Source organism: Dysgonomonadaceae bacterium zrk40 (assembly GCA_016916535.1).
Classification (GTDB): Bacteria; Bacteroidota; Bacteroidia; order Bacteroidales; family Dysgonomonadaceae; genus Proteiniphilum.
In genome coordinates this window covers 2,147,740-2,162,860 of record CP070276.1, presented here as the reverse complement: position 1 = coordinate 2,162,860, position 15,121 = coordinate 2,147,740, and the positions used below count along the sequence as shown (strand labels likewise).

Genomic DNA, 15,121 nt, shown 5'->3' with positions numbered 1-15,121 from the left:
TTATTTGCTCTTGTTTTTATTTCATCATGTCAAAGATCGCTTCAATCGCTGCCTCGCCCCTAAAAAGGGTTCCGCTGATCGATAGCTGTCTGATACGGAATCGAACCGTTCTTCTTTTCTCGCCGCCGTCCGGCTTTCAAACATCAATAATTATTTCTTTTGTTTCGAACAGACTCGCTTGTCTTGTTCTTGGGTGGAGAATAACGGATTCGAACCGTTGACCCCCTGCGTGCAAGGCAGGTGCTCTAGCCAGCTGAGCTAATCCCCCGTTTTTTCTTCTTGTAGTCCCAGGCAGAGTTGAACTGCCGACCTCTACATTATCAGTGTAGCGCTCTAACCAACTGAGCTATAGGACTGGCTGGTTTGCTGTCGGCATCCCTGGCTTTCCTGGCTAACCCAGATACAGAAAGAATCATCTGCCTCTGACCCAAAACGGGATGTCTGGCGGTACCCCCCCGTACGGACCGCTTGCGCTGGTACATCACCGGGGTTCTCCCTTCCCGCCTGATGGGCGGGTTATATCATTTAATACACACTTCTGACATCTGACATCCTGCAAAATATAGCTCTTTAATTGATACTCCGTTTTTCAATTTGAAAAAGTAAAAAAAATCGTGAACCGGAAGTACACCCTGAAGATGATCTTTTAGAATCTCTTACATTGTCGGTACTTCTAACGGTTTGGCTTGTATTGTGACCTTCACCTATCACCTGTCGTTAAGGCGTCTCTCCAGAAAGGAGGTGTTCCAGCCGCACCTTCCGGTACGGCTACCTTGTTACGACTTAGCCCCAGTCACTAGTTTTACCCTAGGTCGCTCCTTAACGGTTACGAACTTCAGGTACCCCCAGCTTCCATGGCTTGACGGGCGGTGTGTACAAGGCCCGGGAACGTATTCACCGCGCCGTGGCTGATGCGCGATTACTAGCGAATCCAGCTTCACGGAGTCGAGTTGCAGACTCCGATCCGAACTGAGAGTGGTTTTGGAGATTAGCATCCTGTCGCCAGGTAGCTGCCCTTTGTACCACCCATTGTAACACGTGTGTCGCCCCGGACGTAAGGGCCGTGCTGATTTGACGTCATCCCCACCTTCCTCACATCTTACGATGGCAGTCTCATTAGAGTCCCCAGCTTGACCTGATGGTAACTAATGATGAGGGTTGCGCTCGTTATGGCACTTAAGCCGACACCTCACGGCACGAGCTGACGACAACCATGCAGCACCTACACATCTGCCCCGAAGGGAAAGCCTCTTTCAAGGCCGGTCAGATGCATTTCAAGCCCGGGTAAGGTTCCTCGCGTATCATCGAATTAAACCACATGTTCCTCCGCTTGTGCGGGCCCCCGTCAATTCCTTTGAGTTTCATTCTTGCGAACGTACTCCCCAGGTGGATTACTTAACGCTTTCGCTCAGCCGCTTACATTGTATCGCAAACAGCTAGTAATCATCGTTTACTGCGTGGACTACCAGGGTATCTAATCCTGTTTGATCCCCACGCCTTCGTGCCTGAGCGTCAGTAGTAGTTTAGTAAGCTGCCTGCGCAATCGGAGTTCCTCGTGATATCTATGCATTTCACCGCTACACCACAAATTCCGCCTACTTCATCTACACTCAAGGAAACCAGTTTCGAAGGCACTTTTACAGTTGAGCTGCAAAATTTCACCGCCGACTTAATCTCCCGCCTGCGCACCCTTTAAACCCAATAAATCCGGATAACGCTCGGATCCTCCGTATTACCGCGGCTGCTGGCACGGAGTTAGCCGATCCTTATTCGTAAGGTACATGCAAAAAGCCACACGTGGCTCACTTTATTCCCTTACAAAAGAAGTTTACAACCCGTAGGGCCGTCTTCCTTCACGCGACGTGGCTGGTTCAGACTTGCGTCCATTGACCAATATTCCTCACTGCTGCCTCCCGTAGGAGTCTGGTCCGTGTCTCAGTACCAGTGTGGGGGATAAACCTCTCAGTTCCCCTATCCATCGCTGCCTTGGTGAGCCGTTACCTCACCAACTAGCTAATGGAACGCATGCCCATCTACAACCGATAAATCTTTAACAAATATTCCCATGCGGGATCCCTGTATTATGGGGTATTAGTCCGTCTTTCAACGGGTTATTCCCCTGTTGTAGGTAGGTTGCATACGCGTTACTCACCCGTGCGCCGGTCGCCACCATCAGTATTGCTACTTCATGTGCTGCCCCTCGACTTGCATGTGTTAGGCCTATCGCTAGCGTTCATCCTGAGCCAGGATCAAACTCTTCGTTGTAAATTTGTTTTTTTGTTTCCTTGAAACAACCTTCAAGTGAAGGGCTACTTCGCGGTCGCAAATTTGCCAAATCTATACCTCAACGTCTATGAGCTCTTGTCGATCCCTTCAAAATAACTCCCGGATTCACGATTTATATTCCTGTTTAAATTGAACGGGTACCAATTTGTCTGCTTCTATATCTCCGTCGGTTGCCCGGCGGTTCTTTCAAAACAGACCCTTGTATACTCTGCTTTATGTCTTATCAAAATGTGTATGTAAATACCTAAAGATCGCTTCTTGCTCGCTTTTCTCTGAGGCGTTCCTCTCAAAAGCGGGTGCAAAGATAGGGAGAGTTTTCATACCATCCAAACATATTCACGATAAATTTTCAATCTTTTTCTGCACATTTTTTCGAAAACATGTTTAACAACATGATTTCCATAAATGTAATCACAAAAATAAAAAATGACTTTTTTTGAGAAAAAAATGACGTAGCGGGAAAAAGACTATTTTTTTCGGTTTTACAGTTGAAACCAGGTTCCGAAAGAATAGGGGTGAAAAGTTGATTTTGATCAAAGAATTGGGGTGAAAAAGCAAATGTTTTGCATGATTCACGAAGTTTCCCGGCGAGTGTAGCAACGTTCATGGCATGGGAAAAAGCGTTCAAATGTAAAAAACGATGCCAATAATTGTGTATCTTCGCACAAAAATAAGGAATCAATTCGGGCTGTATGCCAGCAGCCATTACAAATAAAGATACAATGAAAGGGATCATACATATATTAAAGAGATTTATACCACCCTACAGGAAGCATCTTATACTGACGTTTCTTTTCAACATACTTACCGCAGTATTAAATGTTTTTTCACTGGCGACGATTATCCCCATCCTGCAGGTGCTCTTCAGGGTAAACACCGAAACCTACTCCTTCATCGCATGGGGCAGCGGGAACGGTTCTCTCATCGACATCGCGCTCAACAATGTGAACTGGTATATCACCCAGCTCATCGAAACCAACGGGGCCAGTTTCACCCTGATGATGCTGGCGGTAATACTCATCGTGATGACCCTTCTGAAGACAGGCACTGCATATCTGGGTTCCTACTTCGTGATTCCCATTCGCACCGGTGTGGTGAAGGATATCCGCAACAGGATCAACGATAAGATTCTCGCCCTGCCGATAGGGTTCTTCACAGAGGAACGTAAAGGAGACATCCTCTCCCGCATCTCGGGTGACGTGAATGAGGTGGAGAGCTCAGTGATGAGCTCGCTCGACATGCTCTTCAAAAATCCGCTCCTGATCGTGATCTACCTCGCCACGATGCTCATCCTCAGCTGGCAGCTCACCCTGTTTGTCCTGGTGGTGCTGCCCGGCATGGGCTTCATCATGGGACGCGTGGGCAGATCGCTGAAGCGAAAGTCATTTGATGCCCAGAATAAGTGGGGTGAACTGATGTCGCAGGTGGAGGAGACACTGAGTGGGCTAAGGGTGATCAAAGCGTTCAATGCAGAAGGGAAAATCTCAGAGCGCTTTCATACAGGGAGCAACCAGTTCCGACGGATGTCGAACCGAATTGCACGCCGGCAGCAGCTGGCTCACCCCATGAGTGAGCTGCTGGGGACCATTACCATCGCCATCGTCCTCTGGTTCGGTGGATCACTGATATTGGGCGGCCACGGGGTGATTGACGCCGCCACTTTCATCTATTACCTCACCATCTTCTACAGCATCATCAATCCGGCAAAGGAGTTCTCTAAATCGGCCTATGCAGTACAACGCGGCCTGGCCTCGATGGAACGTATCGACCGTATCCTGGAGGCGGAAAACCCAATCGCTGAACCACAACAACCCGCGACACTCACGTTCAAACGGGAAATTGCCTACAGAGATGTATGGTTCCGCTACAACAACGACTGGGTAATCCGCGATGTGACGCTGCAAATCGATAAAGGCAAAACAATCGCACTGGTGGGACAATCCGGCTCAGGCAAGTCAACCATGGCCGACCTGCTGCCTCGTTTTTACGATATCCAGAAAGGTGGCATCTTTATAGACGACACCAACATCAAGGATGTTCGTTTACACGATCTCCGCTCACTGGTAGGTTACGTGAACCAGGAGGCGATTCTCTTCAACGACACTTTTTACAACAACATATCCTTTGGTGTGAGCAATGTAAAAGAGGAGCAGGTAATAGAAGCGGCCAGGATTGCAAACGCACATGAGTTCATCATGGCCACGGAGAACGGCTACCAAACGAACATTGGCGACAGGGGGGGTAAACTCTCGGGGGGGCAGAGACAACGTATCAGCATCGCGCGTGCCATCCTGAAGAATCCGCAGATATTGATTCTGGATGAAGCCACCTCGGCATTAGACACTGATTCCGAACGACTGGTACAGGAGGCACTGGAGAAGTTGATGCAGAACCGGACCACCATCGTGATTGCACACCGGCTCTCTACCATTAAGAATGCCGATGAGATTTATGTGATGCGGGAAGGCAAGATCGTGGAATCGGGACAGCATGCGGTCCTTTATGCGCAGGGTGGATACTACGCCAAGCTATGCGACACCCAGGGCGAGTTCAACGAATCATGATTTACGGGCGATCTCCGCTCCGTTCGTGATTTTCTCCAAAAGGCGATCGACTGCCTCAAAGGGTGAATTGATGCTCTGAAATTCAGGCACCATCTCCTTCATCTTCTTCACAGTGCGCATGTCGTCGTAATCGTACGACACCTTGATCAGGTTTTCTATTTGCTTGGATACCTCTGCATATTCATACTCCCTCACTTCAGCAATCATAATCTTCTCATGATGCGTTGGCTTGGTCAGCTCCTTCAGGTTGAGCAGTTCCTCGTAAAGCTTCTCACCGTGACGCAGGCCGGTGAACTCGATCTTCACGTTGGGCGTCCCTGAGAGACGAATCATCCGTTTGGCCAGATCAAGAATCTTGACCGGCTTCCCCATGTCGAAGATGTAGATCTCACCGTTGTGACCCATGGCACCTGCCTCCATCACCAGCTGGCAAGCTTCTGGGATAGTCATGAAGTAACGGATAATCTCGGGGTGGGTCACCGTCACAGGTCCCCCACTGCGAATCTGATCCCGGAAGAGAGGAATCACTGATCCGTTGGAACCCAACACGTTCCCGAAACGGGTGGTGATAAACTGTGTGGTGTGCAACCCCGTCTTCTCCAGGTGTTTCGCCAGCGACTGCACGTAGATCTCACAGATACGCTTGGAGCAACCCATCACGTTGGAGGGGTTTACCGCCTTGTCGGTTGAGACCATCACGAACTTGCGGGCGTTGTACTTCACCGCCAGGTCGGCCACGATCTTGGCTCCAAGGATATTGGTCTGCACCGACTCAGAAACGTTGTCCTCCATCATGGGCACATGCTTGTAAGCCGCCGCATGAAAAATATACTGTGGACGGGTTCGGGCAAACACCTTCTCCATTCGGGGAGCATTGCTGATATCCGCTACGATGATCTCCGTGCGCAGGTCGCGCCACTTCTCCTGCAGCTCCAGTCGCATGTTATGCAAGGGAGTCTCCGCCTGGTCGATTAAGATGATGCTGTAGGGGTTGAAAGTCGCTACCTGGCGTACAATCTCACTACCGATGGAGCCGGCGGCTCCGGTTACCATGACCCGTTTTCCTTCGAGGTTCTCAGCGATCTGCAGCATGTTCACCTGAATGGGATCCCGTGGCAGGAGATCCTCAATCTGTACATCCTTGATCTGTGCCTTGCTCATCATGGTGCCGCTCCATTCGTTCACCGGTACGGTGGTCAGCAGGGCGATGTTGTGGTCCACAAAGTTGACCAGCAAGTTGGAGTTCTTGATTTCCTGCATCTTCTGTGGGGAGACAATGATGGTTTTCACATCCTTTGTCTCGAGCGTACGGAAGAGGTTCTCGTCGTTGGCGTGTATGGTTACCCCCATCAGTTGCTTGCCAATCATATGATGTTCATCGGAGATAAAGCCCATGACCCTGTAGTTGAACTCGTTGTTTCCTTTCAGTGCTTTTGCTACGCTGATACCCGCCTGCTTGGTACCGTAGATGAATATGTTGACCGGTTTCACACCTCTGCCGGTGATGCTTTCATAGGTCTCCTTTACAAGGATGCGTGAGAAGATCATCAGGAACATGTTCAGGAAGAAGATGGCGATGAAGGTCACATTGCTTGCCGCAAACTCTGGATCAAAACGTTTAATCACTTGCACAGCGATGAAGGTGAGCAGATATCCCATCACCAGTGCATAGAAGATGCGCATCAGATCGGTAAAAGAGGAGAACCTCAAGATTCCGCTGAAGGTGCGGAATGAGACGAAAAAAATGGTGTTGAAGAGGATGAGGAGCAGGGTGAGCGTAATCCCGTCAGCATTCACCTCGGGAGTGAGGCCGCTGAAACCATATCTTACCAGGTAGATTGAGATACAGGAGAAGAGGATCATGAGGTGATCGATCAGAAAGATGGAGAATCTCGACAATACTCTGTTGGAGAGAAAATTTTCAAAGATCTTACTCATAAAATTTCATTCAAATTGACATCCATTGAATCATTAAGCACAACGCAAAGATAAACAAATCCATATTACAGAAACAGTCGGCAGGCGTAGAAGTTCATAATCGAGGAAAATTGCTTCGTATCTCACCGGTATGCTTCCTGAACGATTGATTCAGGAGATGCTTTTCCCGTTTCAATCAATTCTATTCCCTGTTTAATTAATTGGTCTCTCTTGTGATAAGCCGCCCAGAACGCTTCTTCACCAAAGAAATTACGCACAATGTAGGCAACCATCGTATTCTCCAACAACTCTGCCGACTCCTGCAGGTAATATGGCCGTCTGCGAATACCATTATGGTCGGCAAAGCTGACCAGGTTTAACAGGAGCGGTTGCTGCTTCAGGTAACGGTAGAGCTCCTCCCATCCATCGAATTGGCTAAGCTTGTCCCTGTTCATGTCGGAATAGAGCATCGCATATTGTTCATCCAACCGATTGTTTACAATCAGGTTGTAATAGGGGTTGATGCCGGCAGTGTCTCGTGCCACAAAGATGTCAGGCATGATCCCGTCACCCCCGTAAACCGTTCTCCCTCCAGTTGTCTGGTAGGGGGTCAGGTTATTCGAAACCGTGTCCACGTTGACGTAATCGCCGTCCAGGTAACGATTGATGGCATCCATTTCATAATCAGCATATTTCCCTTTCTCATATCCACGCTGTATAGATCTGCCTGAGGCGGTGTAATACCGGGCGACAGTCAAACGAACTGCTGATCCGTCGGGGAAGTTGCGCTGACTCTGCACCAGCCCCTTGCCAAAGGAACGGCGTCCGAGAACCAGTCCACGGTCGTGATCCTGTATGGCACCGGCAAAGATCTCACTGGCTGAAGCACTCAGCTCGTCGATCAGGACCACTACATCATCATTCTGGCAGGTTCCTGAACCGTTGGCATAATTATCACTACGGGGGAAGCTGCGACCTTCGGTATAAACAATCAAATCTCCTTTGTGTAGGAATTCATTTACCATGGCAACCACTGTTTCGAGCGATCCCCCCACATTTCCCCGCAGGTCAATGATGAAGGCGGTAGCTCCCTGCCTCTTCAACTTGGAGATGGCTGAGATAAACTCGCTAAAGGTCTGAAAGCCGAAATTCTTCCCCAGTTTAATCAATCCTACTTCTTCCGATACCATATAAGCAGCATTGATGCTGTTCATTGGTATGTCACCTCGAGTGACGGTGATTTCCCTCAGCTGCTCTTCCTGCTCACGGCGTATTCCCAGTTTCACTTCTGACCCTTTTTCACCACGGAGAATTTTCAACACATCCTCGTTGTGAAGGTTGCTCCCGGCAACAAGACTGTCATTCACCATGACAATCCGGTCCCACGGCATGATGCCTGCTGCTTCCGAGGGGCCACCCGGTACGATTCCGGTAACAACGATGGTATCTCGCAAGAGATAGAAGGTGACACCAATACCGGAGAAATGACCCTCCATATCCTCGTTCACCCTTTTCATATCGGCTGCAGAGATATATTCAGAATGGGGATCCAGCTCCTGGATAATGTTGGGCAGAGCATCCTCCACCAGCTGTCGCATGTTGACGGTATCCACATACGATTCACGAATATAGCTCATGACTGCATCGATCTTACCCGTCCCATCGACCCTGCCCGAACGACCAAACTGGCCGTACTTGCTGCCGATGAAAATACCCAGTGCAATACCGATCCCAATCCACAGGGGCAGCCATGTTCTCACCTTCTTCTCTGCATCCATCTCTAAATAAACGTTTACGCTTTCTCAGGCTCAACTGCAACCAGCTCAATACCGGCTCTCTGCAACAGTTCAATACCATCGCTCAACCGGTATGCATCCGCATATACAACACGTTTGATGCCGGCCTGAATGATTAGCTTGGCACATTCAATACAGGGTGAAGAGGTGACATAAAGTGTTGCCCCCTCACTGCTGTTGCCCGAGCGTGCCACCTTGGTGATGGCATTCGCTTCGGCATGTAGTACATAAGGCTTGGTCACATTCGACTCATCTTCACATACATTTTCAAATCCTGACGGCGTGCCGTTGTAACCGTCGGAGATGATCATCTTGTTCTTTACCAGTAGTGCCCCCACCTTCCTGCGCTTGCAATATGAGTTCTCGGACCATATAAATGCCATGCGCATGTAACGCCGGTCGAGCAGTACCTGCTTTTCATCCGTTTGATTCATCGCCTGACTATATTGCTTTAAGACTCATATCCAAACTCTTAACTGAGTGGGTTAGGGCTCCCACTGAGATGTAATCAACACCCGTCTCAGCATAGCTGCGGATGGTGTCGAAGGTGATGCCTCCCGAAGATTCAAGCGCCACACGTCCCCCCACAAGCTCGACGGCCTCACGCGTCTTCTCGGGGGTGAAGTTGTCGAGCATGATTCGGTCTACTCCTCCCAGCAGCAACACTTGCTTCAATTCTTCAAGGCTTCTCACCTCAATTTCAATCTGGAGCTGTTTGTTGTGTTCGAGAAGGTAGGCCTGGGCTCCACGAATGGCCTGTTCAATGCCACCGGCAAAATCGACATGGTTATCCTTCAAAAGAATCATATCGAAAAGACCGATACGGTGATTCACGCCACCCCCAATTTTCACAGCCTGCTTCTCAAGCATGCGCATCCCGGGAGTGGTCTTGCGCGTATCCAGCACCCTGGCTTTGGTTCCCTCCAGTAGCTTCACATATTCACGGGTGATGGTAGCAATACCGCTCATGCGTTGCATGATGTTCAACACCAATCGCTCGGTTTGAAGAATAGATTGAACCTTGCCCTTGACGAGGAATGCCTCATCCCCCGGATTAACAGACTCCCCATCACCGATGAAAACCTCCATCTGCAGGGTCGGGTCAAACTGATGAAACACTTCCCTGGCCGCCTCTACTCCGGCCAGCACACCTTGCTCCTTTACCAAAAGTCTGGAAGCCCCCTCAGCATCGGCAGGGATACTGCAGAGGGTGGTATGATCGCCCTCTCCGATATCCTCAGCAAAAGAGAGTTGAATAAGTTGATGAATCAATTCCTTTCCTATCATGTTTTATTGAAACAGAACTACCGGAGAGTTAACGTCCAGCGGTCCCCTTTTGTTATAAATTTACTAAAATCTATGCAAAAATAGGAAATAAACAGTTACATTTGTTCTTAACAGATGCTTTTTTCGGCTGATGGGACATTTATTCTTTTTTTGTGGCGAGACTTTTGTCAAAACTGGTAGTCAACTTAATACAACAGGCCTTAAGAACCGTCGGCCTGGCGCAAAACAAATAAAACATCTGAATGAAAGTTATTCTACTTTCGGTCGGCAAAACTGACCACCCTCTGTTGTCTCAGATCATTGAAGAATATCGGAAGAGAGTGAACCACTACCTTCCCTTCGAGATGAAGATTGTAGCTGACCCGAAGAACAGGAAGAACTTATCGGAGAACGAACAAAAATCAGAAGAGGCTACCTTGTTGTTGAAGATACTGCAACCCACGGACCAGGTGGTACTGCTGGATGACAAGGGGAAACAATTCCGATCAGTTGAGTTTGCCCGTTATTTGGAGAAGAAGAGCCACTCTGTTCCCAGACAGCTTGTCTTCGTAGTGGGTGGTCCCTATGGATTCGCTCCAGAGATGTACGATCGTGCAACCGAAACCATCTCACTCTCCAAAATGACTTTCACGCATCAAATGGTAAGGCTTGTTTTCACCGAACAGCTCTATCGTGCGATGACAATCATACACAACGAACCCTACCATCATGAATAAGATTATTCTACTTCTCATGTTGCTGATGATTAGCAGCAACATTCTCCCACAGGAAAAGGTTAGCGGCAGTTGGGAAGGAAAGCTGCAGATCCAAAACAACTCTTTGCGGATACGGTTTCACATTGAAATGAACGACACAGCCTACAGCAGCAGAATGGACAGTCCCGATCAGGGAGCGTTTGATCTGCCCACTACTCGTACTACCTTTCGTGACAACAAGCTGGAGATCATTGCCTCCGGCCTGGGACTCTTTTACCGTGGCACTCTTGGTCAGGATACCATTGCAGGCATTTTTAATCAGGGAGGGATTCCGCTGCCCCTCACCCTTTACCGGATTGAACAACCGTTAGTGGCACGTCCTCAGACTCCCCAGGAACCACTTCCCTACCATTCGGAAGAGCTATTGATACCCACAGGTAAAGATGAGCGGTTACTGGGTGCGACGCTGACACTCCCCAACGGGAAGGGACCCTTTCCGGCAGTGGTGTTGATAGCCGGCAGTGGTGCCAACGACCGCGACGAAACGATATTCGGGCATAAACCCTTCTTTGTTATCTCCGACCACCTCACACGTTTGGGATTCGCGGTACTGCGTTATGACAAGCGGGGCGTTGGGAAGTCCACAGGCAGTTTCAGCAAAGCCACGGTGGAAGATTTCGCACAAGATGCCAACGAGGTTGTAGACTACCTCAAACAGCACGGAGAGATAGATGCTGAACGTATCGGACTACTGGGACACAGCGAGGGCGGCCTGGTAGCTTCCATGTTGGCTGCGGACAACCGTGACATCGGATTTGTGGTGTTGATGGCTGCACCCGGCACAACAGGCATTGAGATTGTGCTGGATCAGAATGAAATCTCGTTACGGCACCAAGGTGTCGAACCTGAAACGATAGCAGAATTGCAGAAACTAAACAGAGAGACTTTCGGCATGCTGCTTGAATGGAAAGGAACGGAAGAAGAGCGTACCACCCTGCGTGACCAACTCTCTCGCTTCTGGGAGCGGCTGCCGCTGCTCATCCGTATGAAAACAAACAAGGATTCATTCCTGAGAAGCCAATTCAATGGGATGATCTCGCCCGGATATCTTAGTTTCCTTCGGAGTGATCCTTCACTACATCTTAAAAAGGTAACCTGTCCACTGCTGGCACTCAACGGTGAGAAAGACACCCAGGTACCTGCCGAAAAAAATATTGCGGCAATCTGTATGGCATTGGAAAATGCAGACAACAAAAATGTGGAGAGTAGAATCTACCCGGGGCTGAATCACCTCTTTCAGGAAAGCCTCACCGGACAGTTCGATGAATATGCAAAATCGGATCAGACGCTCGCACCGGTAATGCTAAACGAGCTGGGTGAATGGCTTAAAAAAATTGCATATCCCTCCAACTCAAATGAAGAAATCAATCCTACTGATGAATAAACAAAAGACTACACTTACCATCCTCTGGATCCTCATTGCACTGATTGCTGCCGCCAGTGTGAGCTCATTGATCATCTTCCCCCAATGGAAGGGTATCTTCTTCGCCGGTATGGGTGGCTTTCTGATCCTGAATCTGCTGATTTCAATGTTCTTTATCCGTAAGAACTTCCGCAATTAATCAGACAAGCCAAACTCAAAGCGGAGCTGATCCAGCACCTCCTGCTCGTAGGGGTCAGTTGAATCGTTGAAGCCTGCCACCTTTTCTAGCACATCCTCGCTATTCCTTACAGTGAGGCGACCGTGATATTTCAGCACGTTCAGTGCAGCCTGACGCAGCAACATCGACTCACTTTTCAGATCTCCGACTGCACGCTCTAGGATCCGTACACTCTCCACCTTCCCCAGCGAGGGAGCTTGCGTGATACAGAGGCGGGCAAAAAGCCAGTAACCGGTAGCCCGTATCTCCTCTGTTTCGCTAACACTCCAAACGTTCACCAGCTCTCCAGCAAAAGGGATTTGCTGAAAGAGGTTACGGCAGGCCTGTTCACGAATCTCCTGATTGGTGATGGTGGCAGTCCAACGGTTGGCGGCCTCAGGAGTGAACCTGTCGACTGGGTAGAGCAACGTGGCTAGGATCTTGAGTTCCCGCACATCCTCTTTCCAGAGCATCTCTGCCAGAGCCGTATCAGGGGCGTAGCAGGAAGCGATCTCCCTGATACGCATCAGGTCCACGCCAAAATTCATACGATAATGCACTCCCTTTTCACGCATGCTGGTTGACGCGATTCCATTCATGGATAAGCGCAGGTCGTTGCGTATGCTTCTGATTATTGTCTCCATCGTCACATCTTTTAGTTCTGGAGTACAAAATTAACAGAAAGTGGCTTGATACAATCTGATTTCCTCAATTTTCATTACATTTGCATTTGGACCCCATAAAAACCTTTTCCATTATGAGACTATTACTGATCAGCAATTCCACCAACCCTGGCGAGGCCTATCTCGATTATCCCAAAAATCATATCAGGGAGTTTCTCGGAGACAAGCCCATGAATGCCCTGTTCATCCCCTATGCAGCTGTTACTTTTTCATATGATGAATATGAGCATAAAGTAAACGATCGGTTTGCTGAGATCGGGCACCATGTCACCGGTATCCACCGATACATCAACCCTGTTGAAGCGATTGAAAATGCCGATGCGATTGTGGTGGGTGGCGGGAACACCTGGCAACTGGTAAAGATGCTGCAAGAAAAGGGTCTGATGAAGGTAATTCGCAAAAAAGTGAAAAAAGGAACCCCTTATATCGGGTGGAGTGCCGGCTCTAACATCGCCTGCCCAACCCTGCGCACCACCAACGACATGCCTATCGTGGAGCCGTTAAAGTTCAAGACACTGAAACTGGTTCCTTTCCAGATCAACCCTCACTACCTGGACGACAATCCTGCCAACCATGGCGGGGAAACACGGGAAACACGCATCAGGGAATTTATCGAGGTGAACAGGGAGACCTATGTGGTAGGACTCCGCGAGGGCACCATGTTGCTCCTCGAGGATGATGAACTGGTGCTGATGGGCAACAGGAAAGCCCGCATCTTCTATTATGGAGAAGAACCGCTCGAATTGACCAATGAGGATGATTTCAATTTCCTGCTTCGGTAATCATCGTTAAGATTTCCGCCAAAGCGTTTCCATCTCTTCCAGGGATCGTCCCTTCGTTTCAGGTACCATCTTCCATACGAACAGTGCGGAGAGGAGGGCCATCAACCCGTAAAACCCATAGGTCACCCCACCACTGAACTCCATCATGGCGGGATAGGTAGAAGAGATCAGATAATTGGCAAACCACTGGAAGGCAACAGCCATTGCCACCGCCTGTCCCCTAATCTTGTTGGGAAAGATCTCAGAGATTAACACCCAACAGATAGGGCCCCATGACATCATGAAGGAGGCGGTATAGATGATGATGAACACCAGCGTGGAGATACCGATGACATTGTTGAACGAGAGCGCAGAGATCGCAAACATCCCGATGGCCATGCCAATGGAGCCGGTGATCAACAGCGGCTTCCGCCCCCACTTGTCAACGGTCATGATGGCCAACACTGTAAAGATCACATTTACCAGTCCCATGATGATGGTCTGAAGCATTGAAGCATCCTTGGCAGCACCCATGCTTTCAAAGATGCGTGGTGCATAATAGAGAGCCACATTGATTCCGACAAACTGCTGGAATACAGAGAGGAGAATCCCAATCACAATCACTTTTTTTCCGTAAGTGAATAACCTCGCTTTGGTCTGGTTGCCCAACGAACGTTTGATATCACCCATGATGAGATTGGCACGTTCCATGCTGCCATTCACCTTTCTCAACACCCCAAGAGCCTCATCTTCTCTTTCTCGAAGCGCCAGATAACGGGGTGTTTCAGGCACCAAGAGCAGCAATAAACCAAAAAGTGTAGCCGGTATGGCTTCAGAGGCAAACATGTAACGCCAGCCCACACTATTGATCCACTCCACTGTTTGTCCCTTGGCAATGCCCCAATTGACAAAATAGACCACCAGCATACCAAAAATGATGGCGAACTGGTTGAAGGAGACCAGCCTCCCACGGATATGGGCCGGGGAAATCTCACTGATGTACATGGGAGCAACGGCGGATGCCAGACCGACACCAATTCCTCCAAGCACCCGGTATAGGTTGAAAGTAATCAGCAGGGCTACTGAGGGCTCTCCCTGTGGAAAAAATATCGTTTCCGGAAAGGCAGATCCGAGCGCCGAGAGAAAGAAGAGAGTGGCTGCCATCCGAAGAGTATTTCTTCTCCCGATTCTATTGGAGAAAAAACCGGATATGGCACCCCCCAGAATACAACCGATTAGGGCACTCGAAACGGTAGCGCCATGAATCCAGGTACTTAGCCCCAACGGTTCAATCAGAAATGCCTGTATTGATTTCTCCGCTCCTGAAATCACGGCAGTATCATATCCAAAAAGCAATCCCCCTAGGGTTGCAACCAATGTGATGGCAAAAATGTAAGTTTTGTTGTAAGAGCTGTTCATGGGTTGAAAATATGTTTGTTACGTTCTCAGCATGGAATATAGACAGGGTTGGAAGCTTTTATAAAATATGAAG

12 protein-coding genes, 2 tRNA genes and 1 rRNA gene are annotated in these 15,121 nt (G+C 49.1%); 5 read left to right on the top strand and 10 right to left on the bottom strand.

Annotated features, from left to right (window positions below):
* Window positions 1-194: 194 nt before the first annotated feature.
* The 4 genes from JS578_09150 to JS578_09135 form a co-directional block, all read right to left on the bottom strand.
* Window positions 195-268: transfer RNA gene (locus JS578_09150), tRNA-Ala, on the bottom strand.
* A 14-nt stretch (window positions 269-282) separates the two neighbouring features.
* Window positions 283-356, bottom strand: a tRNA-Ile gene (locus JS578_09145).
* A 378-nt stretch (window positions 357-734) separates the two neighbouring features.
* Window positions 735-2,265, bottom strand: a 16S ribosomal RNA gene (locus JS578_09140).
* A gap of 370 nt (window positions 2,266-2,635) precedes the next feature.
* The gene (locus JS578_09135; protein QRX63044.1) at window positions 2,636-2,992 is read right to left on the bottom strand and encodes a hypothetical protein; all 357 of its coding nucleotides are present in this window, start codon (window positions 2,990-2,992) and stop codon (window positions 2,636-2,638) included.
* Between the two features lie 16 nt (window positions 2,993-3,008).
* On the opposite strand from JS578_09135, the gene JS578_09130 reads away from it, so the two are divergent.
* Window positions 3,009-4,850 carry an ABC transporter ATP-binding protein gene (locus tag JS578_09130; protein ID QRX63043.1) on the top strand — a complete coding sequence of 614 codons (1,842 nt, stop codon included), beginning with the start codon at window positions 3,009-3,011 and terminating at the stop codon, window positions 4,848-4,850.
* On the opposite strand, the gene JS578_09125 is transcribed toward JS578_09130, so the two are convergent.
* The 4 genes from JS578_09125 to nadC all read right to left on the bottom strand — a co-directional run bounded on the left by JS578_09125 (window position 4,845) and on the right by nadC (window position 9,850).
* Entirely contained in the window at window positions 4,845-6,788 is a 1,944-nt protein-coding gene (locus JS578_09125) for a polysaccharide biosynthesis protein (GenBank protein QRX63042.1), read from the bottom strand. The two genes, JS578_09130 and JS578_09125, sit on opposite strands and share 6 nt — an antisense overlap.
* 122 nt (window positions 6,789-6,910) lie before the next feature.
* Entirely contained in the window at window positions 6,911-8,545 is a 1,635-nt protein-coding gene (locus JS578_09120; protein QRX63041.1) for a S41 family peptidase, read from the bottom strand.
* A 14-nt stretch (window positions 8,546-8,559) separates the two neighbouring features.
* Entirely contained in the window at window positions 8,560-8,997 is a 438-nt protein-coding gene (locus JS578_09115; protein QRX63040.1) for a dCMP deaminase family protein, read from the bottom strand.
* Between the two features lie 7 nt (window positions 8,998-9,004).
* Complete coding sequence (nadC, locus tag JS578_09110; GenBank protein QRX63039.1) at window positions 9,005-9,850, bottom strand: carboxylating nicotinate-nucleotide diphosphorylase; 846 nt, start codon at window positions 9,848-9,850, stop codon at window positions 9,005-9,007.
* A 242-nt stretch (window positions 9,851-10,092) separates the two neighbouring features.
* Here nadC and rlmH point away from each other — a divergent pair, with 242 nt between their 5' ends.
* The 3 genes from rlmH to JS578_09095 are packed head-to-tail and all read left to right on the top strand — an operon-like array spanning window position 10,093 to window position 12,167.
* Complete coding sequence (gene rlmH / locus JS578_09105; protein QRX63038.1) at window positions 10,093-10,566, top strand: 23S rRNA (pseudouridine(1915)-N(3))-methyltransferase RlmH; 474 nt, start codon at window positions 10,093-10,095, stop codon at window positions 10,564-10,566.
* Complete coding sequence (locus JS578_09100; GenBank protein QRX63037.1) at window positions 10,559-11,989, top strand: alpha/beta hydrolase; 1,431 nt, start codon at window positions 10,559-10,561, stop codon at window positions 11,987-11,989. The genes rlmH and JS578_09100 overlap by 8 nt, the downstream gene beginning before the upstream one ends.
* Window positions 11,982-12,167, top strand: coding sequence for a hypothetical protein (locus tag JS578_09095; GenBank protein ID QRX63036.1), 186 nt, complete (start codon window positions 11,982-11,984; stop codon window positions 12,165-12,167). Before JS578_09100 ends, JS578_09095 begins: the two co-directional genes overlap by 8 nt.
* On the opposite strand, the gene JS578_09090 is transcribed toward JS578_09095, so the two are convergent.
* Window positions 12,164-12,829: a DNA alkylation repair protein gene (locus tag JS578_09090; protein QRX63035.1), complete on the bottom strand. Its 666-nt coding sequence runs from the start codon at window positions 12,827-12,829 to the stop codon at window positions 12,164-12,166. The two genes, JS578_09095 and JS578_09090, sit on opposite strands and share 4 nt — an antisense overlap.
* Before the next feature lie 113 nt (window positions 12,830-12,942).
* Here JS578_09090 and pepE point away from each other — a divergent pair, with 113 nt between their 5' ends.
* Window positions 12,943-13,650, top strand: a complete 708-nt coding sequence (pepE, locus tag JS578_09085; GenBank protein QRX63034.1) for a dipeptidase PepE — start codon at window positions 12,943-12,945, stop codon at window positions 13,648-13,650.
* 6 nt (window positions 13,651-13,656) lie between these two features.
* On the opposite strand, the gene xylE is transcribed toward pepE, so the two are convergent.
* Window positions 13,657-15,048 (bottom strand): D-xylose transporter XylE, encoded by a 1,392-nt coding sequence (gene xylE, locus JS578_09080; protein ID QRX63033.1) that lies wholly within the window; start codon window positions 15,046-15,048, stop codon window positions 13,657-13,659.
* Window positions 15,049-15,121 lie beyond the last annotated feature (73 nt).